Source organism: Nitratireductor soli, from assembly GCF_001050155.1.
Classification (GTDB): Bacteria; Pseudomonadota; Alphaproteobacteria; order Rhizobiales; family Rhizobiaceae; genus Nitratireductor; species Nitratireductor soli.
In genome coordinates, this window is record NZ_LFVY01000013.1 from 137,684 (window position 1) to 161,134 (window position 23,451).

Annotated in this window: 21 protein-coding genes and 1 other RNA gene; 18 read left to right on the forward strand and 4 right to left on the reverse strand. The window is 65.2% G+C overall.

Translation table 11 applies throughout. The annotated features are described in order from the left end of the window. Positions 1-24 precede the first annotated feature (24 nt). Positions 25-1,422, forward strand: coding sequence for a serine hydrolase domain-containing protein (locus tag AB843_RS17220; RefSeq protein WP_048648115.1), 1,398 nt, complete (start codon positions 25-27; stop codon positions 1,420-1,422). 12 nt (positions 1,423-1,434) lie between these two features. On the opposite strand, the gene AB843_RS17225 is transcribed toward AB843_RS17220, so the two are convergent. Both AB843_RS17225 and AB843_RS17230 read right to left on the reverse strand, forming a co-directional pair. Next, positions 1,435-2,100, reverse strand: coding sequence for a class I SAM-dependent methyltransferase (locus AB843_RS17225; RefSeq protein WP_048648116.1), 666 nt, complete (start codon positions 2,098-2,100; stop codon positions 1,435-1,437). Beyond that, positions 2,100-3,344 carry a BtaA family protein gene (locus tag AB843_RS17230; RefSeq protein ID WP_048648117.1) on the reverse strand — a complete coding sequence of 415 codons (1,245 nt, stop codon included), beginning with the start codon at positions 3,342-3,344 and terminating at the stop codon, positions 2,100-2,102. The genes AB843_RS17225 and AB843_RS17230 overlap by 1 nt, the downstream gene beginning before the upstream one ends. 188 nt (positions 3,345-3,532) lie before the next feature. Between AB843_RS17230 and AB843_RS17235 the strand changes: the two genes are divergently transcribed. Both AB843_RS17235 and AB843_RS17240 read left to right on the forward strand, forming a co-directional pair. Continuing rightward, positions 3,533-3,871: an ArsR/SmtB family transcription factor gene (locus AB843_RS17235; protein WP_048648118.1), complete on the forward strand. Its 339-nt coding sequence runs from the start codon at positions 3,533-3,535 to the stop codon at positions 3,869-3,871. Further along, the gene (locus tag AB843_RS17240; protein WP_048648119.1) at positions 3,868-4,338 is read left to right on the forward strand and encodes an SRPBCC domain-containing protein; all 471 of its coding nucleotides are present in this window, start codon (positions 3,868-3,870) and stop codon (positions 4,336-4,338) included. Before AB843_RS17235 ends, AB843_RS17240 begins: the two co-directional genes overlap by 4 nt. Before the next feature lie 126 nt (positions 4,339-4,464). Here the strand turns inward: AB843_RS17240 and AB843_RS17245 are convergent, their stop codons facing one another. Next, on the reverse strand, positions 4,465-8,091 hold the full coding sequence (locus AB843_RS17245) for a hydantoinase B/oxoprolinase family protein (protein ID WP_048648120.1): 3,627 nt from the start codon (positions 8,089-8,091) through the stop codon (positions 4,465-4,467). Between the two features lie 251 nt (positions 8,092-8,342). On the opposite strand from AB843_RS17245, the gene AB843_RS17250 reads away from it, so the two are divergent. From AB843_RS17250 to rnpB, 9 genes are all read left to right on the forward strand, one after another. Then, positions 8,343-9,329 (forward strand): TRAP transporter substrate-binding protein, encoded by a 987-nt coding sequence (locus AB843_RS17250; protein ID WP_048648121.1) that lies wholly within the window; start codon positions 8,343-8,345, stop codon positions 9,327-9,329. Between the two features lie 99 nt (positions 9,330-9,428). After that, a complete protein-coding gene (locus AB843_RS17255) occupies positions 9,429-9,980 on the forward strand; it encodes a TRAP transporter small permease (RefSeq protein WP_048648122.1) in 552 nt (183 codons plus the stop codon). Then, positions 9,980-11,284 carry a TRAP transporter large permease gene (locus AB843_RS17260; RefSeq protein WP_048648123.1) on the forward strand — a complete coding sequence of 435 codons (1,305 nt, stop codon included), beginning with the start codon at positions 9,980-9,982 and terminating at the stop codon, positions 11,282-11,284. The genes AB843_RS17255 and AB843_RS17260 overlap by 1 nt, the downstream gene beginning before the upstream one ends. A gap of 2 nt (positions 11,285-11,286) precedes the next feature. Beyond that, on the forward strand, positions 11,287-11,808 hold the full coding sequence (locus AB843_RS17265; protein WP_048648124.1) for a winged helix DNA-binding protein: 522 nt from the start codon (positions 11,287-11,289) through the stop codon (positions 11,806-11,808). Between the two features lie 143 nt (positions 11,809-11,951). Further along, complete coding sequence (locus AB843_RS17270) at positions 11,952-12,146, forward strand: hypothetical protein (protein WP_048648125.1); 195 nt, start codon at positions 11,952-11,954, stop codon at positions 12,144-12,146. A gap of 137 nt (positions 12,147-12,283) precedes the next feature. Beyond that, the gene (locus AB843_RS17275) at positions 12,284-12,994 is read left to right on the forward strand and encodes a J domain-containing protein (RefSeq protein ID WP_048648126.1); all 711 of its coding nucleotides are present in this window, start codon (positions 12,284-12,286) and stop codon (positions 12,992-12,994) included. Continuing rightward, the gene (locus tag AB843_RS17280) at positions 12,991-13,779 is read left to right on the forward strand and encodes an N-acetylmuramoyl-L-alanine amidase (protein ID WP_048648127.1); all 789 of its coding nucleotides are present in this window, start codon (positions 12,991-12,993) and stop codon (positions 13,777-13,779) included. Before AB843_RS17275 ends, AB843_RS17280 begins: the two co-directional genes overlap by 4 nt. Before the next feature lie 189 nt (positions 13,780-13,968). Beyond that, positions 13,969-14,649 carry a lytic transglycosylase domain-containing protein gene (locus AB843_RS17285; protein WP_048648128.1) on the forward strand — a complete coding sequence of 227 codons (681 nt, stop codon included), beginning with the start codon at positions 13,969-13,971 and terminating at the stop codon, positions 14,647-14,649. A gap of 233 nt (positions 14,650-14,882) precedes the next feature. Beyond that, an RNA gene (gene rnpB / locus AB843_RS24640) (RNase P RNA component class A) lies at positions 14,883-15,337 on the forward strand. Positions 15,338-15,398: 61 nt separating this feature from the next. Here the strand turns inward: rnpB and AB843_RS17290 are convergent. Continuing rightward, positions 15,399-16,505, reverse strand: a complete 1,107-nt coding sequence (locus AB843_RS17290; RefSeq protein WP_048648129.1) for a cystathionine gamma-lyase — start codon at positions 16,503-16,505, stop codon at positions 15,399-15,401. 403 nt (positions 16,506-16,908) lie between these two features. Between AB843_RS17290 and mraZ the strand changes: the two genes are divergently transcribed. From mraZ to AB843_RS17320, 6 genes are all read left to right on the forward strand, one after another. Continuing rightward, complete coding sequence (gene mraZ / locus AB843_RS17295; protein ID WP_048648130.1) at positions 16,909-17,406, forward strand: division/cell wall cluster transcriptional repressor MraZ; 498 nt, start codon at positions 16,909-16,911, stop codon at positions 17,404-17,406. Then, on the forward strand, positions 17,403-18,422 hold the full coding sequence (gene rsmH, locus AB843_RS17300; RefSeq protein WP_048648131.1) for a 16S rRNA (cytosine(1402)-N(4))-methyltransferase RsmH: 1,020 nt from the start codon (positions 17,403-17,405) through the stop codon (positions 18,420-18,422). Before mraZ ends, rsmH begins: the two co-directional genes overlap by 4 nt. A gap of 10 nt (positions 18,423-18,432) precedes the next feature. Next, entirely contained in the window at positions 18,433-18,801 is a 369-nt protein-coding gene (gene ftsL, locus AB843_RS17305; protein ID WP_048648132.1) for a cell division protein FtsL, read from the forward strand. Positions 18,802-18,869: 68 nt separating this feature from the next. Beyond that, complete coding sequence (locus AB843_RS17310) at positions 18,870-20,522, forward strand: peptidoglycan D,D-transpeptidase FtsI family protein (RefSeq protein WP_048648180.1); 1,653 nt, start codon at positions 18,870-18,872, stop codon at positions 20,520-20,522. A gap of 50 nt (positions 20,523-20,572) precedes the next feature. Next, complete coding sequence (locus AB843_RS17315) at positions 20,573-22,027, forward strand: UDP-N-acetylmuramoyl-L-alanyl-D-glutamate--2,6-diaminopimelate ligase (RefSeq protein WP_048648133.1); 1,455 nt, start codon at positions 20,573-20,575, stop codon at positions 22,025-22,027. Beyond that, entirely contained in the window at positions 22,024-23,448 is a 1,425-nt protein-coding gene (locus AB843_RS17320) for a UDP-N-acetylmuramoylalanyl-D-glutamyl-2,6-diaminopimelate--D-alanyl-D-alanine ligase (RefSeq protein ID WP_048648134.1), read from the forward strand. The genes AB843_RS17315 and AB843_RS17320 overlap by 4 nt, the downstream gene beginning before the upstream one ends. The last annotated feature ends 3 nt before the right edge of the window (positions 23,449-23,451 follow it).

The window sequence follows — 23,451 nt, forward strand, 5'->3', positions numbered from 1 at the left end:
TCTGTAGTCGGTGAACGAGGCAGGATGCGCAAGGTTTTCTCGGTTTTCAGATGGGTGGTCGGACTGCTGGTTGCGGCGGTGTTTGCCGCGGCATTGTGGCTGTATTTTGCTCCGCCGGCGCTGATCCGGCTCGGCTCCGGCTTTGCCGCGAAAACCGTCTGTTCGAACGTCTTCATCGCCGGGCGGGCGCCGGAAACGGTTCTGCGCGACGATGTGCAGGCTCCGGGACATCCACTGCTCAAGCTGATGCGGGTGCGGGTGGACCCCACGGACGCGACCGTCCATGCGGGGCTGTTCGGTGTTTTCGGCAAGGGATTGGCCGTGTTTCGCGGCGGCACGGGCTGTGTGGGGGTTCCCGATGGTGACGTTGCGGCGGCCGAGGGCCTGCGTGTCGACTTGCCGGACCCGGCTCCGCGTGGCGACGCGCTCTGGCCTGACGGTTTGCGCATCGACGTTTCGCAGCACCCGCTGGTGGCCGAGATCCTCGACGACAAGGCGCTGACCGGTCCGGGCATGCGCGCCGTCGTGGTGGTGCAGGACGGGCGGATCGTCGGCGAACGGTTCGGCGACGGCGTCGTCAATGAGGCCCAGCCGCTGACCGGCTGGTCGATGACGAAGACGGTGACCGCAGCGCTGATCGGCACGCGGGTGAAGGCCGGCAGGCTGTCGGTCGAGGACGACCATCTGATGCCGGAATGGCGGGATGACGCCCGGGCCGGCATCACGATTGCCGACCTGCTCGGGATGGAGAGCGGGCTGGCGTTCAACGAGGATTACGGCGATGTGACGGACGTCACGCGGATGCTCTATCTCGTGGACGACATGCCGGGTTTCGTTGCGGCCAAGCCGCTGGCCGATCCGATCGGCCAGGTGTTCAGCTATTCGAGCGGTACGAGCGTGCTTCTGTCGCGCCTCTGGCAAGACAGTTTCGATGCGCCTCAGGATGCGCTGGCATGGCCCTATGAGGCGCTGTTCCAGCCGCTGGGCATGGACAGCGCGGTGTTCGAGACCGACCCGCGCGGAACCTATGTCGGCTCCTCCAACCTTTATGCCTCGGCGCGCGACTGGGCGCGCTTCGGACAGCTTCTCCTGCAGGATGGCGTGTGGAAGGGTGAGCGGATCCTGCCCGAGGGCTGGGTCGACTGGATGCGCAAGCCGACACTGGCCTCGAAAGGCGAATATGGGCGGCATGTCTGGCGGCACGGGCCGCGCGCGACGACGCCGGCGGGGCGGCATGCCGATGCCGGCTTCGACCTGCCGCACGACGCCTATTGGCTGATCGGCCATGACGGGCAGACGGTGACGATCATCCCTTCGCGGCGGATGGTCGTGGTGCGGATGGGACTGACGCCCTCGAAGCTCGGCTACAAGCCGCAAGCGCTGGTCGAGGCGCTGCTCAAACTGCCGGGCAGGCTGGAGTAGCGGGAGACCGCCTCAACCGGGCATGCGAATGACGGCGCTTGCTGCGTAACCACGAAAAAGAGAATCGAAACGCAGGCTTGCGCCGCGTTTCTCGCATTCCGATTCCAGTGCCTCGCGCAGCGTGTCGCGCGGCGCCACGTGGAAGGCAGCCAGCCAGCGCCGCAAGCCGGCGCGCAACCAGGAGGGCAGGCGTTCCTGCCTGCCGAAATCGACGATGTGCAGCGTGCCGCCCGGCGCCAGGCAATCGAGGCCGGCGGCGATGGTCTCGCGCCAGGGCGGGATCATCGACAGGGAATAGGAGATGAAGACGCGGTCGAACCGGCTCTTTCCGAACAGCGCCCGCGGATCGAATGCCGAGGCATCGGCCTCGGCCAGGGCGACGATGTCGTCAATGTGCTCGCGGTGCATGCATTGCCGGGCCGTCGCCAGCATTTCGCGAGAAATGTCGAGGCCGTAAAAGTGGGCATCCGGAAACCGCTCGGCGGCAAGCGCGATGTTGCGGCCCGTGCCGCAGCCAAGCTCGAGCACGCTGCCGCCGGCGGGCACGGCGAGGCCGGCGATCAGCCCGTCGCGGCCTAGCAGGTAGAACTTGCGCGTCAGGTCATAGATGTGGCGCTGGCGGCGGTAGACGCCGTCCATCAGCCGGGCGTGGCCGGATGTCTCCGCGGCCATGGTCATCAGGCGGATTTCACATAGAGGTGGAAGCCGCCATAGATGGCCGAACGGTCGCTGGCGGACAATTCGCGTGAGCGGATCTTCTCGTAGGTCCACTGGTCGAGGATCCGTTTCGACACGCGACCGGGCAAGAGGGTCGGGGCGGCGGCGGTGCGGAAGATGACGCGGGCGCCGGGGGCGGCGGTGCGGGTGATCTCGCTCCACAGCGTGTTGAGCTGCTCGTCATTCATCCAGTCCTGCGCGTCGAGCAGCACGTAGCGGTCGACGCTGTGTGCCGGCTTGGCGCGCAGCATGTCGACCAGATTGGCGTGATGCACGGTGACGCGATCGGCGGCGGCCTTGAGAGCAGCGAAATTCTTCTGCTCGAGATAGGCGGGCAGGGCCGCCTCGTCGGGGGCCGGATAGCGGCGGGCGAAGGCCTGCCAGGCGAAGTAGTTTTCCTTCAACGGGAAATGACAGGCAAGCTTTTCGAGGCGGCTCGACAAGACATCGGCCATGGTTCCGTTGCCGGCGGTGATGAGGGAATCGTACTGGGCGGGCGGGATGCCGAGGCCGAACAGCGACGCCTTGCGCGAGGTGGCCCAGCGGACCAGGCTTTTGTCGAACAGCGGGCGCAGGTGATCCTCGAAGAAGACGCGCTGCTCGCGCATCGACCGGGCTTTCATGATCTCGGCCGGGTTCACGCCATAGAGGCGGGCCACCGCGTGGCTTGCGGCGATGAAGAAGCCGAGCAGGCCCTTCTTGTAGAAATTGCCGTTGAAGGCGGTGATGCGCGCCCGGCCGAGAAGCCCGCGCTTTTCCCAATGGCGGCGCGATTGCGCGTCGAGCTTCGGGGCGATGAAGCGCTTGTAGGCTTCGCCATTGGCGCGGTTGCCGGCGACGCCGAAAAAGCGCAGCAGATCGGCATGCGACGGCAGCGTCTGAAAGGCGGCCAGCTTCAGCCGGTTGAGCGCCACATGCGCCGTGTTCAGGTCGACCGCGTCGATCCTCGCCGGCTGGCGGGTGAGGTAGGCCAGCACGTTGCAGCCGCCCGAGGCGATGGTGACGATGCGGTGGGTCTCGTCCAGCTCCATCGCCGCCATGTCGACCTCCGGATCCTCCCAGATCTGCGGATAGACGAGACCGGAAAAGAGCAGGGCGAAAAGCCGCTCGGACAGGCCGGCCTTGGACAGGGCGCGGTTCTGATACACGGCTCGGCCGATGGCGCGTTTTCCGGATAGGGCGATGTCTGCGGAGAGGTCGGTCATGGCGCGAGTCCCATCGAATGACATTGTGACCGGCTACAGGGCGCCGGTTACGGTGCGATGACATTGTTGCGACAGGGCTGTGACAAGCGGTCGGGCCTCCGCTGGCAATCTTCAAAAAAAGTCTCTCGCGGCTCTTGTATATAATTAGATCGTTATATAACATATAAATCATATAAGGATTTGGACCGATGCAGACTCTGGATGCCGCCTTCTCGGCCCTGGCCGACCCGACCCGACGGGCAATTCTTGCCCGGCTGACGCAGGGGGAGGCGACCGTTCTGGATCTGGCCAAGCCCTTCGACATGACGCAGCCGGCCATCTCGCGACATTTGAAGGTGCTCGAGACGGCCGGGCTGATCACGCGGCGCATCGAAGGCACGAAACGCCCCTGCAGCCTGGCGCCCTCGGCGATCAGCGAGATCGATCGATGGCTGGACATGTTGAGACAGGCGCTGGAACGGAATTACGACCGGCTGGACACGGTTCTTGCCGAAATGAAAGAGAACGAAGAAGGGACCAAGACGTGAGTAAGCTTATCCTGAAAACCGAAGGCGACACCCATGTGGTCGTCACGCGCCGTTTTGCAGCCTCGCCGGAGGCCGTCTATCGCGCGCATACCGAGCCGGCGATCGTGCAGAAATGGATGACCGGGCCCGATGGATGGTCCATGCCGGTGTGCGTCAATGAGACCAGGCCCGGCGGAAAGATCCGCTTCGAGTGGTCCGACGGCAAGGGCGGCGGGTTTTATCTGACCGGCGAATACATCGCGCTGGAACCCCATAGCCGCATCGTCCATGTGGAACGGATGCATCTGCCGGACCCGACGCCGGACAATCACATCGAGACGCGGTTCGAGAAGGACGGCGAGGGGACGTTGATGACCGTGCGCATGACGCTGCCTGATGCGGCGACGCGCAGCGCCATGCTGGCGACCGGCATGGAGCACGGCATGGAGGCGAGCTACGCGCGGATGGAAGAGATGCTGGCTGCATAGGCTCGCATGATGGTGGCGGTGGTGGTGACGTGTTCACCGCTGGCGTGATGTCGCTGTTGCGGCATGGATCCTCGGGTCGGGGCCCGAGGATCCATGCCTGACCGCTCGATGCCAATCGCCGCTGCCTCAGACTTTGCCGAAGCCACCGGCGGTGGGTGTTGTCACGATCACCGCTTCGCCCGCCTGGACCACCGTCTGGTCGCTGCCCTTCAGGGTCTCGATCCGTCCATCCAGCCGGCGCACCTCCGTCCGTCCCATCTGGCCGTCCGCGCCGCCCTCAAGCCCGCGCGGCGGCTGGGTGCGGTGCGAGGACAGGATGGCGCATTCCAGGGTTTCGAGGAAACGGATGGTGCGTTTCGTGCCGTCGCCGGCCGTCCATTTTCCCTTGCCGCCGGAACCCTTGCGGATATGGAAATCCTCCAGCAGGACGGGGAAGCGCAGTTCGAGGATTTCCGGGTCGGTGAGCCGCGAATTGGTCATGTGGGTGTGAACGCCCGACGCGCCGTCGAAACCGCGCCCGTCATTCATGTGGCCGGCGGGTGAGCCGGAGCAGATGGTTTCGTAATACTGGTACTCGTTGTTGCCGAAGGTCAGATTGTTCATCGTGCCCTGGCTGTTGGCGATCGCCCTCATGGCGCCGAACAGGGCGTTGGTGACGTGCTGCGAGGTCTCCACATTGCCGGCGACGACGGCGGCCGGATAGGACGGCCGCAGCATGCAGCCCTCCGGAATGATGATGTCGATCGGCCGGAGGCAGCCGGCATTCATCGGGATCGCGCCCTCGACCATGACGCGGAACGCGTAGAGGACGGCGGCGCGGGCGACGGGTTCGGGCGCGTTGAAATTGTTCTTCTCGACCGGCGAGGTGCCGGTGAAGTCGACGGTCGCCTGACGCTTGTCCCGGTCGACGGTGATCTTCACCCTGATCACCTGGCCGCTGTCGGTGGGATATTCGTACTGCGACGTATCGGGCAGGCGTTCCAGCACGCGCCGCACGCTTTCGGCGGCGTTGTCCTGCACATGGCCCATATAGGCCTCGACGACCTCCAGGCCGAACTGGGCGATCATCTTCCTGAGCTCGGCAACGCCCTTCTCGTTTGCGGCGATCTGCGCCTTCAGATCGGCGATGTTCTGGTGCGGGTTGCGTGCCGGCCAGGGGTGGTCGGTGAGCAGGGTGTGCAACTCCCGCTCGCGGAACTTGCCGCGCTCGACAAGGCGGAAATTGTCGAACAGCACGCCTTCCTCGTCGACGGTCGTCGCCAGCGGCGTCATCGATCCGGGAGCGGTGCCGCCGACATCGGCATGGTGGCCGCGCGAGGCGGTGTAGAACAGGATCGTTTCGCCGGCATCATCGAAGACCGGGGTGACGACGGTGATGTCGGGCAGGTGGGTGCCGCCATTGTAAGGCGCGTTGAGCGCGAAGACGTCGCCGGGGCGGATGTTTCCCTTGTTGAGGCGGATGACGGTTTCGACCGAACGATCCATGGAGCCGAGATGGACCGGCATGTGCGGCGCGTTGGCGACCAGAGCGCCATGGCGGTCGAAGACGGCGCAGGAGAAATCCAGGCGCTCCTTGATGTTGACCGAATAGGCGGTGTTCTGCAGCGTCACCCCCATCTGCTCGGCGATCGACATGAACAGATTGTTGAAGACCTCCAGCATCACCGGGTCGGCTTCCGTGCCGAGTGCTGCCGTGCGCGCCTTCTTCTCGATGCGGCGCATCAGGACGTGGTCGCGGGCGGTCACTTCGGCCCGCCAGCCGGGCTCGACGACGATGGTCTGGTTGGCTTCGATGATCAGGGCCGGGCCGGCGATGTGGTTGCCGGGGGCAAGGTTTTCGCGGCGGAACACGCCGGCCGGTCGCCATGCTCCATCGCAGAAAATCTGACGGGTGTCGGCGGGGGCGGGGGCTTGTTCGCTGGTAGCCTGTTCCGGCTCGTCGGGGCCGGTCTCGCGCGCGTCGAGCCCTTCGACGCTGACGGCCTCGACGACCATCGGCTTGTCGTCGTAGACGAAGCCGAACTGCGCCTTGTGCGCCGCCTCGAACGCGGCCCTGGCCTCGGTCACGGACCCGTCGAAGGTGACGGGCAGCGTCGTGTCGGTGCCGTCATAGCGGATTTCCAGCTTGATGCGCCAGGCGATGCGGTCGCCGGCTATGCCCTGGTCGGCGAGTTCCGCGGCGACGTCGGCGCGCAGCGTGTCGGCCAAGGCGCCGATGGCGTCGAGCGACCCGTCCTCGAAGGGTTTCAGCAGCGCCTGCTGGCGCGAGGCGAAGACGGTGGCGAGGCCGATGCCGTAGGCCGAGAGAAGGCCGGACATGGGGTGGATCAGCACCGCTTCCATGCCGAGCGCGTCGGCGACGAGACAGGCGTGCTGTCCGCCCGCGCCGCCAAAGCAGTTGAGCAGATAGCCGGTCACGTCATAGCCGCGCTGGACGGAAATCTTCTTTACCGCATTGGCCATGTTCTCGACGGCTATGGTGACGAACCCCTCCGCCACCGCCTCGGGCGGGCGGCCACCGCCGATCTCCTGGGCAAGTGCTGTAAAGCGTTGGCGAACCGTTTCGACGTCGAGCGTCTCGTCCTGGCCGGGGCCGAAAATGGCCGGGAAGAAATCGGGTTGCAGCTTGCCGAGCATGACGTTGGCGTCGGTAATGGCGAGCGGGCCGCCGCGCCGGTAGCAGGTTGGACCGGGATTGGCGCCGGCCGAATCCGGGCCGACTTTCAGGCGCTCATCCTCATAGTGCAGGAGCGAACCGCCGCCGGCGGCGACCGTGTGAATGCGCATCATCGGCGCGCGGATGCGCACGCCGGCGACCTCCGTGTCGAAGGCGCGCTCATACTCGCCGTCGTAATGGGTGACGTCGGTCGATGTGCCGCCCATGTCGAAACCGATGACCTTGTCGAAACCGGCAAGCCGCGCCGTCTCGACCATGCCCACCACCCCGCCGGCGGGGCCCGAAAGGATCGCATCCTTGCCCTGGAACTTGTCGGCGGCGGTGAGACCGCCCGACGACATCATGAATTTGAGGCCCGGCGCCCGGCCGTCGGCGCCGACGCCCAGCTCTTTGGCGATACGGCTCACATAGCGCGCCAGGATCGGCGACAGATAGGCGTCGACCACGGTGGTGTCGCCCCGACCGACAAGCTTGATCAGCGGCGAGGTCTCGTGGCTGACGGAAACCTGGGAGAAACCGGAGTCACGGCAAAGGCTTGCGGCGGCTTTTTCATGCTCGGGATATTTCCACGCATGCATGAAGACGACGGCCGCAGCGTCGATGCCGGCGGCCTTCGCGGCTTCGATCTCGTCCTTGACGGCGTCGAGATCGAGCGCCGTCTCGACCGTGCCGTCGACGCGCAGGCGCTCGGGCACCTCGATGACGCGCTCATAGAGCTGTTCGGGAAGGATGATCTCCTTGGCGAAGATGTCGGGCCGGGCCTGGTAGGCGATCTTCAGCGCATCGCGGAACCCTTTTGTGATAAGCAGCAGGACGCGGTCGCCCTTGCGTTCCAGAAGCGCATTGGTGGCGACCGTGGTGCCCATCTTCACATCGCCGATCAGCGCCGAGGGAATGGCGGCGCCGGGGGCTACGGCGAGCAGGTCGCGAATGCCCTGAATGCCGGCGTCAGCGTAGGATTCCGGATTGTCCGAGAGCAGTTTGCGCGCGTGCAGGCGCCCGCCCGGATCGCGGCCGATGATATCGGTGAAGGTGCCGCCGCGGTCGATCCAGAAATCCCATTTGCCAGCCGTCATCGGTTGTTCCCTCTGGAGCGCCATGCGTCCCTCTGGACGCACAAGGACGCTCTATCCTCTTGTTTTTCCGCATTTATGCGGACGTCAGGTGATTCCACCTGACTGCAAAATGCTGTAAGCCAGGCAAGATGAAAAACACGTCCGTGATAAAACGTCAATAATTTGTTGACATATTATCCGGATGTGCAAATCTGCCATCAGCGCGGCGAGACGGGAACCTCGCCGACCGCTCAATCAATGGGAGAGTTCACATGCATCATCTGACGCGAACCGCATTCGTCGCCACTGCAATCGTTGGTGGGGCGATCGGGTTTTCGACAAGCGCCTGGGCACAGACCAAATGGGACATGCCGGTGCCGTATGGCGACACCAATTTCCACACGCAGAACATTGTCCAGTTCGCCGATGAGGTGAAGAGCGCCACCGATGACGGGCTGCAGATCACGGTTCATTCCAACGGCTCCCTGTTCAAGCATCCCGACATCAAGAACGCCGTGCGTCAGGGCCTGGCGCAGATCGGTGAAATCCTCGGCTCGCGCCTCTCGAACGAAGATCCTGTCTACGAGGCCGATTCAATCCCCTTCCTGGCGACCAGCTATGACGATGCGCGCAAGCTTTACGACGCGTCGAAGGATGCGCTTTCGGCGAAGCTGGAAGAGCAGGGACTGCAGCTTCTGTTCTCCGTGCCGTGGCCGCCGCAGGGCATCTACACCAAGAAGGAGATCGGCGCGGTCGATGACCTCAAGGGCCTGAAGATGCGCGCCTACAATGCGGCGACCGAAAGGCTGGCGCAGCTGGCCGGCGCCCTGCCGACGCAGGTCGAGGTGCCGGACCTGCCGACCGCCTTCGCCACCGGCCGCGTCGAGGCGATGATCACCTCGCCATCCACGGGTGCCAACTCGAAAGTCTGGGATTTCCTGTCGCATTATTCCGACGCCCAGGCCTGGCTGCCGCGCAACATGGTGTTCGTCAACAAGGCCGCTTTCGACGCGCTGCCGGAGGACCAGCAGAAAGCGGTGCTTGAGGCGGCCGCTGCCGCCGAAACGCGCGGCTGGGAGGCTTCTGTCAAAGAGACCGAAGAGAAGACCCAGGATCTGAAGGACAATGGCATCACCGTCACCGCGCCGAGCCCGGAGCTGAAAGCGGGACTTGCCGCTTTCGGCGCGACGATGGCCGAGGAATGGGCCGCCAATGCAGGCGATGCCGGCAAGGCCGTGCTCGACGCCTACAACAACTGACCGCCTTGACCGGTATCCGGGCGGCATGCCGCCGTCCGGCCATCCCTGTCCGTCCGCATCGCGTGTGGACGGTGCGAACGTCGATGCGGAGAGAAGACGATGCGAAAATGCCTCGATTGGCTGTATGGCGCGGCCGAAGGCCTGGCGATGGTGGCGCTGTGCCTGATCGCGCTCCTGGTTCTGGCGCAGGTGCTGGGCCGCGTCGCCGACACGGTGCTGACCCTCCTGGGCCAGCCGCCCTACGGGTTTCTCGTGCCGTCGCTGGCCGAGATCGCCGGCTTCCTGCTGGTGGCGGCCTCGTTCCTGGCGCTGGCCGGCTCCCTGCGCGGCGGCGTGCAGATCCGCGTCACGCTGGCCATCGGCATGCTGTCGGGCACGGCGCGCCGGCTGGCCGAGATCGCCGTTCTGACGGTGGCGACCGCCCTGTCGGGCTTCTTCTTTTTCTACGCGGCGAAACTGGCGGCCGACAGCCACCGCTTCAATGAACTGTCGTTCGGCATCATCGCCATTCCCCTGTGGATACCACAGGCCATGATGGCGGCCGGCATCGGCGTGTTCACCATCGCGCTGATCGACGATCTCTGCGCGGTGATCCGCGCCCGTGCGCCTTCCTATGCGGGCCATGAGGACGTCGTGGTGGAGGAGCTTTGATGGAACTGGCATCGATTTCGCTCATCCTCGGTGTCGTTCTGCTGGTCTTGCTGGCCGCCGGCCTGTGGGTGGCGCTGGCGCTGATGGTGGCCGGCCTGACGGCGATCTTCCTGATGGTGTCGGTGCCGCCCGGCGCGGTGATGGCGACGACCGTCTGGGGGTCGATCAATTCCTGGGATCTCGTCGCCTTGCCGATGTTCATCTGGATGGGCGAAATCCTGTTTCGCACCCGACTGGCCGAGGACATGTTCGCCGGATTGGCGCCCTGGATGCGGCGGCTGCCGGGACGACTCCTGCATGTCAACATTCTGGGCTGCGCCATCGTCGCCGCGGTGTCGGGATCATCGGCGGCGACGACGGCCACCATCGGACGCATGTCGCTGCCGGAACTGCGCCGGCGCGGCTATGACGAGCGCATGGCGATCGGCTCTCTGGCCGGCTCCGGCACGCTCGGCCTGCTGATCCCGCCGTCGATCATCCTGATCGTCTACGGGGCGGCGACCGAGCAATCGATCGCCCGGCTTTTCATCGCCGGCATTCTGCCGGGCGTGATGCTGGCGGTCCTGTTCATGGGCTATACGGCGGTCTGGGCGCTGATCAATCGCCGGCGCATGCCCGAGCCTGACCCGCGCGTGCCCTATCTGGAAAGGCTGTGGCAGACGCGGCGGCTGTTTCCGATCCTGGCGCTGATCGCCGGCGTCATCGGCTCGATCTATGGCGGGTTCGCCTCGCCGACGGAGGCGGCGGTGGTCGGCGTGGCGCTGTCGCTGCTGTTGTCCTGGTTGAGCGGGACGCTGAGCCGGGCGACCTTCCTGGAGGCGTTGCGCAACGCGTCGCGCACCTCGTGCATGATCATCCTGATTCTGGCCGGCGCCTCCGTCCTGACGGTGGCGATGGGCTATACGGGCATCCCGCGCGCCCTGGCGCTGTTCATCGCCGAGCAAGGGTTCTCTCCTTATGCGCTGCTGGCGGCGCTGACGCTGTTCTTCGTCGTGCTCGGCTGTTTCCTCGACGGGATTTCCATCGTCGTCCTGACGGCGTCGGTGATCCTGCCGATGGTCGAGGCGGCAGGGCTCGACATCATCTGGTTCGGCATCTATCTGGTGCTGGTGGTCGAGATGAGCCAGATCACGCCGCCGGTGGGCTTCAACCTGTTCGTCATCCAGGGGCTGACCGGCCACAACATTCTCAAGGTGGCGGCGATGACGCTGCCATTCTTCCTGATGATGATCGTCGCGGTGGTGCTGATCGTCCTGTTCCCGCAACTGGCGTTGTGGCTGCCGCAAACCATGCTCGCGAGGTGAATATGTCGACTGCCGAACGGAAGATTGGCCCGGTCGTCTCGGCCGCTCATCTGGCCGCCGGCGCCATGCCGGCGCTGTCGGAGATCGAGTTCGCCATGACGGTGATGAACCATTCGTTCGAGCGCTGGATGGTGCGCTGCATGGCAGCGGCCGGCGTGCCGGGCCTGCAGCCGGTGGCGGTCCATCTTCTGCATGCGGTCAATCATCGCAACCGCGAGAAGACATTGTCGGAATTGTGCATGATGTTCTCGATCGAGGACGTGCATGTCGTCTCCTACGCCATCAAGAAGCTGGCGGCGCTGGGCCTGGTGAAGACCGGGCGGCGCGGCAAGGAGAAGACCGTCAGGACCACCGCCGAGGGCGTTGCAGCCTGCGAGCGCTATCATGAGGTGCGCGAGGCGCTGCTGATCGCCAGCACCAAGCGGCTCGGTCTCGACGAGGCGGCCCTTTCAAGCATCGCCGCGGTGATGCGGGCGATCTCCGGCCAGTACGACCAGGCGGCGCGCAGCGCGACGAGCCTTTGAACTCTACGCCAGTTGCCGCCTGTCTTCGCATTGTTACGCTCAGTTATCCATTGTGACGCAACCCGCACCTCTCCGGCGCATTAATGCCAGCGAGGCGTTGATTGACGCGCTTCGTGAGACGCGGATTTCTATGGAGAGTGGAAATGAAGATGTATTTGACCGCCGCCATTTCCGGCCTTGCCCTTCTTGGGCTTGCCGCATGCAGTGAAGGCGACAACACGACGACGCAGAGCGTCGAACCCACGCAGCAGGACACGGCTCCGCTGGAAACGCCATCGGCAGCGCCGGAGCCGGAGGGCACGATGCAGCAGAACCAGGATGGCACGACGAGCCAGTAGGCGTTACAGCACGGGCTGAAACCCGCTAGGGCGGGTTGATCGAATATGATGCGCCGGGTGGGAAAAAAATCCCGCCCGGCCATCGCTGCGTCGAAACTCCCACTCGAAATTGCCGACATTTGCCGTTAAAAGGCGGCATGACTTTTTGGGCCCGCATAGCAGATTTCATCACTCGTGCGCCCGGCGATGCACTGTCCGCCTTTGTGGAAGCCATACGAACGGTTTTCGAAGGCGATCCGCAATTGCGTCGGCGCGTCGCTTTCTCCATCGCCATCATCGCGCTGTCGGCGAAGATGGCCAAGGCGGACGGGGTGGTGACGCCGGACGAGGTGCAGGCGTTTCACGAGATTTTCTCCGTGCCCAACAATGAGCGCGCCAACGTGCAGCGCCTTTACAATCTGGCGCAGCAGGATGTGGCGGGCTTCGAGGCCTATGCACAGCAGATGGCCGGCCTGTGCGGCTCGGGCGGCCCCAACTGCCTGGTTCTTGAAGACATTCTCGACGCGCTGTTTCACATCGCCAAGGCCGACGGTGTGATCCACGAGCATGAAACGGCGTTCCTGCAGCGCGTGGCGGAAATCTTTCATATCGGCGAGGATTATTTCGAGCAAATCCTGTCGCGGCATGCCATTCGCGGCGACGGCGATCCCTATCTGGTGCTCGGCGTCGGGCACGACACGCCGTTCGACGCGATCAAGAAACGCTACCGCCGGCTGGTTCTGGAAAATCATCCCGACCGGCTGATCGCGCGGGGCGTGCCGGAGGAATTCCTGGCGATCGCCAACACGCGTATCGCGGCGATCAACGTGGCGTTCGACCGGATCGAAAAGGCGAGGGTGCGTGCGTGACGAGGCCCGAGGCGAGCGGCCTCTTCACGGCCGATTTCGCCGGGGCGCAGGTGTGCCGGTCGCCCAATTTCGGTGAGCGGCGGGACGGCCGGCGACCCAACGCACTGATCCTGCACTACACCGGCATGGAAACCGGCGAAGGCGCGCAGGCGTGGTTGTGCGATCCGCGCAGCGAGGTGTCGAGCCACTATCTGGTGCATGAGGACGGGACGGTCGTGCAGATGGTGCGCGAGGCCGATCGCGCCTGGCATGCCGGCCGCGGCTCATGGCAGGGCATCGATGACGTCAATTCGTTTTCCATTGGCATTGAGATCGTCAACCCCGGTCATTTTCTCGGCTTTGCCGATTTTCCGCCACGGCAGATCGCCGCCGTCATCGCGCTTGGGAACGACATTTGCCGCCGGCATTCCATCGCGCGGCAGCGTGTGCTGGCCCACTCGGACGTGGCGCCGGGCCGCAAGATCGATCCGGGCGAGAAGTTTCCCTGGGAGGTGCTGGCTGCGGCGGGCCTCGGCCATCTTGTCGAGCCGGCGCCGATCGCCGCCGGACGGATATTGGGACCGGGCGATCGGGGTCCGGCGGTTGCCGCCCTGCAGCGCATGCTGGCACGTTATGGCTACGGGTTGGAACAGACCGGGGTCTATGACAATGCAACGCGGATCGTCGTACAGGAATTTCAAAGACATTTCCGGCGCGCGCGCATCGATGGCCTGGCTGATCTGTCGAGCTGCGAGACATTGCGCAGATTAACGGACGGCCTCGACAATCATACCTCTTTTGGCTGATGGCACCTGCGGTCTTGTATTTGCGGATTATTTCGACTGTTCACAATATTTGAATTGATACGCCATTTTTGGCTCGTCTTCCCCTGCGAAAGACCAAGCCGCGTTGAAGCCGAGGGGCGTTGCTCCGGGCTTCGCTAATGCCAAACAACCGTCGGGCAAGATCGCCACGGCATAAATCTACGGGTCGAAATGAAAATCAAAATCCTACTCGCGGCAGCGCTCGTTGCCGGTGTCTCCACGTCATTGTCTCACGCCGAAGAAACTCCTGACTATGCCCATGAGATCGCAGTCTTCTCTGCCAAGAAGGCCGCCCAGAAGGCAGGCGAGGACGGTGCCAAGGAATCTCCCAACCTGTTGCGCGATATAATCCGCGGCGGCCAGGGGAACTCGGCGGTCAAGCCGCGCAACGTCGATCGCACAACGACATCCTCGGTCACCACCAAGAAGGCCGTCAAGACCGCAGTCCGGCAAAAGCCGTCGGCCGGCAAGGCCAAGGGCGGCGGCTCTTACCAGACGATCATCGCGCAATACGCCTCGGCCTATGGCGTTCCGGTTTCGCTCGCCAGCGCCGTCGTCAGTGTCGAGAGCAACTATCGCGTCAACGCTCGCGGTTCCGCCGGCGAGATCGGCCTGATGCAGATCAAGCCGTCGACGGCGCGCATGATGGGCTATCGCGGCTCGGCTAAGGGACTGTACCACCCCGACACCAACATCAAGTACGGCATGAAGTATCTCGCCCAGGCGCACAAGCTGGGCGGCGGCACCACCTGCGGCACGATCCTGAAGTACAATGCGGGCCACGGCGCCAAGCGCATGAACCCGATTTCCTCACGCTACTGCGCGAAGGTGAAGCGGATTCTCGGGCGCTAATGCATGTCGCATTCAAATGGATGCATTTGAATGATAGAGAACATGCATCATTTCAAAGTCTTACAGCGTCCTTTGCGCATCCAATTGGATGCGCGGCGCCGTAATGGTCTGACCGAAACAGATGGGTACCATCTGTCAGGATCGCACCACCAAGCCCGGGATGCGAAGGGTTTCGCGCGGCATGCGTCTGTTTTGAGTTGCGTTTTGCCGCGCGAAACCCTTTATACGCCCTGCCAGCCGGTCGGACGGCCGCACGGACAGGAGCCGAAAGGTTGTTCGTGAGGAAAGTCCGGGCTCCACGGAAAGACGGTGCCGGATAACGTCCGGCGGGGGAAACCCCAGGGAAAGTGCCACAGAAAGCAGACCGCCCCGCCTGTTTTTCGGTTCGTTCGCCACAGCGTGATGAAGCGCGATGACGGGAACCGAAATGCTGGCGGGGCAAGGGTGAAAGGGTGGGGTAAGAGCCCACCGCGTCTCCGGTAACGGGGACGGCACGGTAAACCCCACCGGGAGCAAGACCGAATAGGGACGGCGCGAGGGGCAACCCTCAGGGCATTTTCCGGCCCGACCGTCCGGGTAGGTCGCTTGAGGCCGATGGCAACATCGGTCCCAGAGGAATGGCCGTCACGTGGCGCCGCTTTCGGGCGGCGTTGCCATACAGAACCCGGCTTACAGACCGGCTGGCGCTTTTGTTTCAATGGTTTGCGGCGGTTTTCGCCGCAAACGATTCAACTCGTCCGGACCGTGAATCAGGTTCGGCGCGCTTCGCTCAGGGTCGTTTCGATGGCCCGCCACAATTCCTCCGTGGGTTCGCAGCCGACCGACAGGCGGACGAAGCCCGACGCCACGGCGTCGCCCCAGCGGGCGCGCCGTTCGGCGGAACTGTGCACGCCGCCGAAGGAGGTGGCGGCCTCGATCAGCGGGCAGGCCTCGATGAATGCCTCTGCCTGCCTTTCCGACGCCAGGGTCACGCCGATCAACGAGCCGAAGCGCAGCATCTGCTCCCTGGCCAATGCGTGCGAGGGATCGGACGGCAGGCCGGGATAGCGCACCTCCTGCACCGCCGGATGGCCGGCGAGCCGGGTGGCGACGGTCTCGGCCGAGCGGCACATGCGGTCGAAGCGCAGTTCCAGTGTTTCCAGCCCGCGATGCATCAGCCACGTCTCGAACGGTCCCGGAATGGCGCCCGACAGCTTTCGCCATTCGCGCAAGGTGGCGACGATCCCGGCGTCGCGGCTGGCGGCATGGCCGAACAGCACGTCCGAATGGCCGTTCGGCGCCTTGGTATCGGCGGCGAGCACGATGTCGGCGCCCAGGTCGAGCGGGCGCTGGCCGAAAGGGGTCATGGTGGTGTTGTCGGCAACCACCAGCGCGCCTGCCGCGTGGGCGGCATCGGCCACCGCGCGAATATCGCAGACATCAAGCCCCGGATTGGAAGGCGTCTCGACGAGAACCAGCCGGTAGCCGTCAAAGCCTCCGTCGAGATAGCCGGCCGTCGGCCGCGTGTCGAATTCGATGCCGAGACCGGACAGGAAACGCTGCGCCAGGACGCGCGGCGTGTAGTAGCCGTCGGCGGGCAGCAGGATCCGATCGCCCGATTTCAGCAGCGGGAACAGGACCGCCGTGATCGCCGCCATGCCGGAGGGGAAAATCACCGTTTCGGCGTCTTCCAGATGGGCGAGCGCTGTTTCCAGCGCCTCCCAGGTCGGGTTGTCATAGCGCCCGTACTGGCGCGCGCCGGCAGGGTCTCCGGGCAGGTGGAAGACGGAGCTCAGCACCAGCGGCGGCGCCAGTGGATCGCCCTTGGCGAGACCGGGCGTGTGCAGATGCGCCAGCCGGGCTGCGCGCGAAGACATCGGAGACGGATGATCTGGGTGGTCGGGCATCTTGTCCTCAATGCGGCTGTTGCTACCGGGCAGGCGCCGAGATGAGGCCCGCCCCACCGGCCTTCCTAACGCTTCGTTAGCCTTAATGCACGATAAATGCCGATGGCCTGACGAAAGCCGGGATCGGCTTTCAGTGCAGGCGCTTGTGAGGCTTAATCCCGTTGACGCCCATATTCGCCCATGGTACCCCATAGATCAAATCAGCGTTTCGTTGCAGTCGGAGTTCGGGTTCTCTCCGTGTCGCCCTCGGTTCGGGGTCGGCGCGGCGGGTTGAATTCACCCTTGCAGGGGAGCGGGCAGGTGTTCGAGGAGCCGTGTTCAGCGGCGATTGAAGAGATGCAGAGGGGTATGGGCCAGTCGGCCGCGGCGCGTCATGGACCGGTTTCTGTCGAACGCAGTCAACAGGATCGATTCGAAGGGACGGGTTTCCGTTCCGGCGCATTTCCGCTCAGTCGTGCAGAAGCGTGGTTTCACGGAGCTCTACGCTCTGCGGGCCCTGGATATTCCGGCAATGGATGTGGGCGGGCTCGACCTGCTCGATCGCTACGAGGAGCGGATCGCCCAGGAGGATCCGTTTCTGCAGACAGCGGACGACATGTCGTTCTTCGTGCATGGCGATGGCACGTTCCTGAAGCTGGATCAGGACGGGCGCATCACAGTGACGGATTTCCTGCGCGAGCACACGGGCATCACGACGGATGTGGCGTTCGTCGGGCGCGGCCTGTTCTTTCAGATCTGGGAGCCGGAGCGCCTCAAGGCCCACGGGCAGGAAGTGCGGGCGCGGCTCTTGAAACTTCGGCAGGCGGCCGGTTCCGGCGTGACCGCCGGACAGTCGGCCGGTTCCGGCGTGACCGCCGGACAGTCGGAATGATGGCGGGCCCCGGCGGCGCAAGCACGACCGGTGGCGGACCGGCCCGCCACATTCCGGTTCTTCTCGACGAAGTGCTGGCGGCGCTCTCTCCGCTCGACGGACAGGTGTTCGTCGACGGGACGTTCGGCGCCGGCGGTTATACGACCGCGATGCTCGAAGCGGGCGCTTCCGTCATCGCCATCGATCGCGACCCGACGGCGATCGCCGCCGGCCAAGCGCTTGCCGGGCGCTGGGGCGGTCAATTGCGGCTGGTCGAGGACCGGTTTTCCAATCTCGATGCGGTGGCCGGCGATCCGGTCGACGGCGTCGTGCTCGATATCGGCGTCTCCTCGATGCAGATCGACGAGGCGGTGCGCGGCTTTTCGTTCCAGAGGAGCGGGCCGCTCGACATGCGCATGGAAGGCAAGGGCTTGAGCGCCGCCGATGTGGTCAACACGATGAAAGCCGGCGATCTGGCGCGCATCTTCGGCATCCTGGGCGAGGAGCGGCAGGCCGGGCGCATCGCCCGCGGACTGGAACGCATGCGGGCCGAGAAGCCGTTCGAGACGACGCTCGACCTGGCCAACGCCGTCGAGAAGATCGTCGGACGCCGGCCGCAGGAGAAGATCCACCCTGCCACGCGCGTCTTTCAGGGCTTGCGCATCTTCGTCAATGACGAGCTTGGCGAACTGGCGCGGGCGCTGTTTGCCGCCGAGCGCATCCTGAAGCCGGGCGGCCGTCTGGTGGTGGTGACATTTCATTCGCTGGAGGACCGCATCGTCAAGCGCTTCATGAGCGAGCGTGCCGGCGGGCAGGGCGGATCGCGCCATTTGCCCGAGGTCGCCGATGTGGCGGCGATCTTCGAGAAGCCGGCGAAATCGATCTCTCCGAGTAACGAGGAAGCGGCGCGCAATCCGCGCGCGCGTTCCGCCAGGCTGCGCCTGGCCGTGCGCACCGGCGCACCGGCCGGCGAAACGGATTTTGCACTTGTCGGCTTGTCGCGGTTTCCGCGGCCGCATGGCGTTCTGGAAAGGTAGGGGCGATCTGATGTTTCGAACCAGCGATATTGTCCTCATCACCGTCATGCTGGCGGCGGCGGCGTTCACCTACAAGACCAAGCACGACGCCGAGGCGAAGTATGAGCAGCTGCGCAAGATCGAGACGCAGGCCCAGCTCGAGGAAGACACGATCGACATCCTGCGCGCCGATTGGAGCCTGCTGACGCAGCCGGCCCGCCTGCAGCGACTGGCCGAGACCTATCAGGACGAGTTGGCGCTGAAGCCGGTCGAGGCGCCGCAGATTGCCGAGTTCCGCGACCTGCCGCAGCGGCCGCTGACCATCGAAGGGCTGATGACGAACATGGCCGATGCCGGGAACCAGCCCGACGAGACCGTTACGGGAGCGGTGAAGCCATGAACGAGGCGAGCGGATATCGCGACGAGACAGGTTCCTCCGCCGTACGGGCGGGCGCTGCGACCATCATCATGGATGGCGCGCGCAAGGCGCGCGGCGGACGGGCGCAAAACCGTGTCGTGATGGCGATGGCGGTGATTTTCGGCATCTATGCGGCGATCGGCGGACGGCTGGTCATGCTGGCGGTGCAGGACGAACCGGTGGCGAGCCTGCCGGCGGCGCGCGTCACCGCTTCGCGACCCGACCTGGTCGACCGCAATGGCGAGGTGCTGGCCACCGACATCAAGACCGCGTCGCTCTTTGCCGAGCCGCGGCGCATCGTCGACATCGACGAGGCGATCGAAAAGCTGTCGACGGTGCTGCCCGACCTGAACTACCAGCAGGCCTATCGCCGGCTCGACAGCGATGCCGGTTTCGTCTGGCTCCGGCGCCAGCTTTCGCCGCGCCAGCAGGCCGACATCCTGGCGCTCGGCATTCCGGGGCTGGGTTTTCGCACGGAGAAGCGCCGCTTCTATCCGGGCGGCCCGACGGCCTCGCATATTCTCGGCCTGGTCAACATCGACAACAAGGGCATCGCCGGCATCGAGAAATTCGTCGACGATCAGGGGCTCGCCGACCTGCAGGCGACCGGGCTGGCGGTGGCCGGCCATATGGAGCCGGTGCGCTTGTCGATCGACCTGCGCGTCCAGCACATCATCCGCGACGAACTGGCAAGCGCCATGGAACGCTACAACGCCATCGCGGCCGGTGCCGTGATGCTCAACGCGCGCACGGGCGAAGTGATCGGCATGGCGTCGCTGCCGGACTACGACCCCAACAACCCGTTCAACGCGCTCGAGAAGGACCGGCTCAACCGCATGTCGGCCGGCGTCTACGAGATGGGCTCGACGTTCAAGCTGTTCACCACCTCCATGGCGCTCGATTCGGGCCTGGTGGGCATCAGCGACCGGTTCGACGCCACCAAGCCGCTGCGCATCGGGGGCCACACGATCAACGATTTCCACGGCAAGCGACGCGTGCTCACCGTGCCGGAAATCTTCATCTACTCGTCCAACATCGGCACGGCCAAGATGGCCGACGTGGTGGGCATCGAGGGTCACCGCGCCTTCCTGAAGCGGATCGGCCTGCTCGACCGCGTGCAGACCGAACTGCCGGAAGTGGCGCGGCCGACCGAGCCTTCCGTGTGGAAGAAGATCAATTCCGTCACCATCTCCTTCGGCCACGGCGTTGCAACGACGCCGCTGCAGACGGCGATGGCGGCGGCGGCCATGCTGAACGGCGGCAAGCTCATTCCGCCGACCTTCCTGCCGCGCAGCGAGCAAGAGGCGAACGCCATCGCCGAGCAGGTGATCTCGCCGAGGACGAGCGAGCTGGTACGCTATCTGTTCCGTTACAACACAGAGAAGGGTTCGGGCCGCCGCGCCGAGGTGCCCGGCTACTTCGTCGGCACCAAGACAGGCACCGCCGAGAAGGTCGTCAACGGACGCTACGCCAACGATGTTCGCTTCAACACCTTCATCGCCGGTTTTCCGGCCAACGACCCGGATTATGTGGTGTTCGTCGTCATCGACGAGCCGAAGCCCGAGCGCCCGGGGAACGCCGCCACCTCCGGCCTCAACGCCGGCCCAATGGCTGGGAATATCGTGCGCCGCGCGGCGCCGCTGCTTGGCGTGAAGCCCGAATTCAGTCATCAAAGTGACGCTTTGCTGGTATCTCAACAGTGAGTCGGCGCGGCGCGCCAGGGAGCGGTCATCATTGAAGAAATTGGGTTCTGATGAAGTTCAGTGAATTTGCAGACATTCTGCCTCAAGGCGGGCCGTTGCCCAAAGAGGCGGATATTTCCGGCATTTCATCGGATTCGCGACGGGTCGAGCGGGGTCATCTGTTTTTCGCCCTGGCGGGAACACGCGCCGATGGCGCGGCGTTCGCCGCCGCCGCCGTCAGCCGGGGCGCCGTCGCCGTGGTCGCGCCCAAAGGGGCGCTGAAGAGCAATCCCGGCGCACCGGTGCTCGAAGTCGAGGATGCGCGGCGGGCGCTCGCCTTCGCCGCCGCCCGCCTTTATCCACGCCAGCCCGAAACCATGGTCGCCGTCACCGGCACCAGCGGCAAGACTTCGGTCGCTTCCTTCCTGCGGCAGGTCTGGGAGCATGCCGGCTTGCCCGCTGCCAGCATCGGCACGACCGGCGTGGTCGCCCCCGGCCGCGACGACTACGGCGAACTGACGACGCCCGATCCGATCGCGCTGCATCGCCTGCTCGACGAGCTTGCGGGCGAGGGTGTCACGCATGCCTCGATGGAGGCGTCGAGCCATGGGCTCGACCAGCGCCGCCTCGACGGCGTGCGCCTGTCGGCCGGCGGGTTCACCAATCTCGGCCGCGACCACATGGACTACCATCCGACGATGGAGGATTATCACAGCGCCAAGCTGCGCCTGTTCGACACGCTTCTGCCGAAGGGCGCGCCGGCGGTCATCTTCGCCGACGATCCCTGGTCACAGCCGACCGAGAAGGCCGCGCGCGCCGCCGGGCTCGATGTTCGCATGGTGGGCCGGCACGGGGGATTCCTGACGCTGAAGCGTGTCGAGCACGAGCGGCACCGCCAGCGCGCCGAGCTGGAGCATGACGGGACGATCTTCGAGATCGACCTGCCATTGGCGGGTGATTTCCAGGTTGCCAACGCCCTGGTGGCGGCGGGGCTGGCGATCAGCACGGGAACGCCGGCGGACACCGCATTCGCGGCGCTGGAACACCTGAAGGGCGCCTCCGGGCGGCTGGAACTGGTGGGCTCGGCGGAAAACGGCGCGCAGGTCTATGTCGACTATGCGCACAAGCCCGACGGGCTGGAGAACGTGCTGCAATCGGTGCGGCCCTTCACCACCGGCCGCGTCATCGTCGTGTTCGGCTGTGGCGGGGACCGTGACCGCGGCAAGCGGCCGATCATGGGCGAGATCGCCACAAGGCTTGCCGATGTGGTGATCGTCACCGACGACAATCCACGTTCTGAGGAACCGGCCGTGATCCGCTCGGCGATCATGGAGGCGGCACCTGGCGCCATGGAAATCGGCGACCGGCACGCGGCGATCCGCTCTGCCGTGGCGATGCTCGCCGAGGGCGACACGCTGATCGTCGCCGGCAAGGGCCATGAAACCGGCCAGGAAATCGCCGGCGAGAAGCACCATTTTTCCGACCATGAGGAAGTGCGTGCCGCGCTCGCGGAGCGCCGCGCATGAGCGCGCTCTGGTCGTTCGAGGAATTGGTGCAGGCGACCGGCGGGCGGCCGCTCGGACAGGCGCCCAACGGCATTTCAGGCATCTCGATCGACACCCGCTCGCTTGAAGCGGGCGACGCATTCTTCGCCATCCAGGGCGAGCAGTTCGACGGGCACGACTTCGCCACTGCGGCGATGGCGGCGGGCGCGTCGGTGCTGGTCGTCTCGGAAGGCAAGCTGCCGGCGCTCGGCCGGCTGGCCGTGGCCAAGCTGGTGGTGCCGGACGTCTTGAAGGCGCTCGAGGATCTGGGCCGGGCGGCGCGGGCAAGGACCAGGGCAAAGGTCATCGCAGTGACCGGTTCCGTCGGCAAGACATCGACCAAGGACATGATGCGGCAGGCGCTGTCGGCGGTCGGCGCGGTGCATGCGGCGGACCGCTCGTTCAACAATCATTGGGGCGTGCCGCTGACCCTGGCACGCATGCCGGCCGATTGCGATTACGCGGTGATCGAGATCGGCATGAACCATCCCGACGAAATCCGCCCGCTGGTGAAGATGGCGCGCCCGCACATCGCGGTCGTCACGCTGGTGGCGGCGGCGCATCTGGGCTTCTTCAGGACCCTCGAGGAAATCGCCCGCGCCAAGGGTGAGATATTCGAAGGCGTGGTGAAGGGTGGTCACGCGCTGATCAACCGCGACGACAAGCGCTGGAAGACGCTGGCGAAGCTTGCCGAGGACGCCGGGGTGAAGCACGTCTGGGGCTTTGGCGAGAATGCCCGCGCCGAGGTGCGGCTGATGCATGCCGAGCTCGGACCCGTGTCCTCGACCATGACCGTCAGGATCGCCGGCGAGGAGATCGAGGCGCGGCTCGGCGCGCCGGGCCGGCACATGGTGCAGAACGCGCTGGCCGTGCTTGGCGCAGCGAAGCTTTCGGGCGCCGATCTCGGCAAGGTGGCTCTGGCGCTGGGCTCGTTTCGCGCCGAGGCGGGGCGGGGACAGCGGCACCGCCTGCGGCTGAAGGATGGCGCGTTTACGCTGATCGACGAAAGCTATAACGCCAATCCCGCGTCGATGGCGGCGGCCTTCGATCTGCTCGGCAAGACGGACGTGGCTGAGGGCGGACGGCGGATTGCCGTCCTGGGCGACATGGCCGAACTGGGCAGCCATTCGGAAAAGCTGCATGCGGGGCTGGCCGACCTGGTCGCCGAGGCCCATACCGACCTGGTGTTCCTGGCCGGCCGCGAGATGAAGGCGCTGGCCGATGTCCTGCCGAAGGACTTGCCGGTCACATATTGCGAGCGGATGGACGACCTGCGCGACCTGGTCGTCGGCGCGGTGAAGCCGGGCGACGCAGTGATGGTCAAATCGTCGAAGAGCATCGGCTTCAACCGGCTCGTCGATGCCTTTCTCAACACCTATCCGGGCGCGGCGACGGGGGACTGAACC